Origin of the sequence: Adlercreutzia mucosicola DSM 19490 (assembly GCF_000422625.1) — a bacterium.
Taxonomy (GTDB): Bacteria; Actinomycetota; Coriobacteriia; order Coriobacteriales; family Eggerthellaceae; genus Adlercreutzia; species Adlercreutzia mucosicola.
Genome location: NZ_AUGK01000025.1, coordinates 1 through 1,876, shown reverse-complemented (window position 1 = coordinate 1,876; position 1,876 = coordinate 1). Strand labels below are relative to the sequence as shown.

Annotated in this window: 2 rRNA genes; both read right to left on the bottom strand. The window is 62.0% G+C overall.

From position 1 onward, the window contains the following. Positions 1-323: ribosomal RNA gene (locus G503_RS0111005) — 23S ribosomal RNA — on the bottom strand; the annotation flags it as partial. Positions 324-626: 303 nt separating this feature from the next. Further along, positions 627-1,876, bottom strand: a 16S ribosomal RNA gene (locus G503_RS0111000); the annotation flags it as partial.

Sequence of the window (1,876 nt, the reverse complement as noted above, 5' to 3'; positions counted from 1 at the left end):
GTCCCGCAACCCCCGGGCGGCAACGCCTGCCGCTTACACGCGCCCGGGTTTGGGCTGGTGCGCTTTCGCTCGCCGCTACTCGCGCAATCTCGGTTGATTTCTCTTCCTCGGGGTACTTAGATGTTTCAGTTCCCCCGGTTGCCTTCGCCCGCCCTATTCTATTCAGGCGGGGATAGCAGGGCATGACCCCTGCTGGGTTCCCCCATTCGGAGACCTGCGGATCAAAGGGTGTTTGCCCCTCCCCGCAGCTTATCGCAGCTTGCCGCGTCCTTCGTCGACTTCCTGTGCCAAGGCATCCGCCGTGCGCCCTTGGTATCTTGTCCATTACCTAGGTCGCCCGTCCCGGCTCGCGCCGGGACCGGTTTCGTCCAATTGGATATCAATGAGAATTAATTTCCGTCGTATAACATACGTTCGCGATCGTGATGAATCGTCTTGTCCATGATGCGAGCACCCATCGAACACTTTGAATTGCTTCAAGGAATTGATGTTGTTGGTGTTGATCATGTCAGTGACTTTCATGTCACGCGCTATGCAGGTGTCAAGGTGCGCGGGGGCCGCTCTCGCGGAGCCCTCGCAGCCGGATGCTGAGAGACGGGTCAGGCGGTTCTCTAGGCTCTCCCTAGAAAGGAGGTGATCCAGCCGCACCTTCCGGTACGGCTACCTTGTTACGACTTCACCCCCCTTACCCTCCACACCTTCGACGCCTCCGCCCCGCGAGGGTTCGGCCGGCGGCTTCGGGTGCAGACGACTCGGGTGGTGTGACGGGCGGTGTGTACAAGGCCCGGGAACGTATTCACCGCGGCGTGCTGATCCGCGATTACTAGCAACTCCGGCTTCACGCAGGCGGGTTGCAGCCTGCGATCCGAACTGGGGCCGGCTTTCCGGGATCCGCTCCCCCTCGCGGGGTGGCAACCCTCTGTACCGGCCATTGTAGCACGTGTGCAGCCCAGGGCATAAGGGGCATGATGACTTGACGTCGTCCCCACCCTCCTCCGGCTTGACGCCGGCAGTCTCCCGCGAGTCCCCAACCTAATGCTGGCAACGCGGGACGGGGGTTGCGCTCGTTGCGGGACTTAACCCAACATCTCACGACACGAGCTGACGACAGCCATGCACCACCTGCGCGAGCTCCTCTCGGCCACCGGGTCTCCCCGGCTTCACTCGCATGTCAAGCCCTGGTAAGGTTCTTCGCGTTGCTTCGAATTAAGCCACATGCTCCGCTGCTTGTGCGGGCCCCCGTCAATTCCTTTGAGTTTTAGCCTTGCGGCCGTACTCCCCAGGCGGGACGCTTAATGCGTTGGCTGCGGCACGGAGGGCAGGTCCCCCCACACCTAGCGTCCATCGTTTACGGCTGGGACTACCAGGGTATCTAATCCTGTTCGCTCCCCCAGCTTTCGCGCCTCAGCGTCAGTGACGGCCCAGAGAGCTGCCTTCGCCATCGGTGTTCTTCCCGATATCTGCGCATTCCACCGCTACACCGGGAATTCCGCTCTCCTCTACCGCACTCGAGCCGCCCAGTCCGGAACCCGGCCCGAGGTTGAGCCCCGGGGTTAGAGGTTCCGCTTAGGCGGCCGCCTACGCGCGCTTTACGCCCAATGAATCCGGATAACGCTCGCCCCCTACGTATTACCGCGGCTGCTGGCACGTAGTTAGCCGGAGCTTCTTCTGCAGGTACCGTCGATGTCTTCCCTGCTGAAAGCGGTTTACAGCCCGAGGGCCTTCGTCCCGCACGCGGCGTTGCTGCGTCAGGGTTTCCCCCATTGCGCAAAATTCCCCACTGCTGCCTCCCGTAGGAGTCTGGGCCGTATCTCAGTCCCAATGTGGCCGGTCGACCTCTCAGTCCGGCTACCCATCGTCGGCTAGGTGGGCCTCT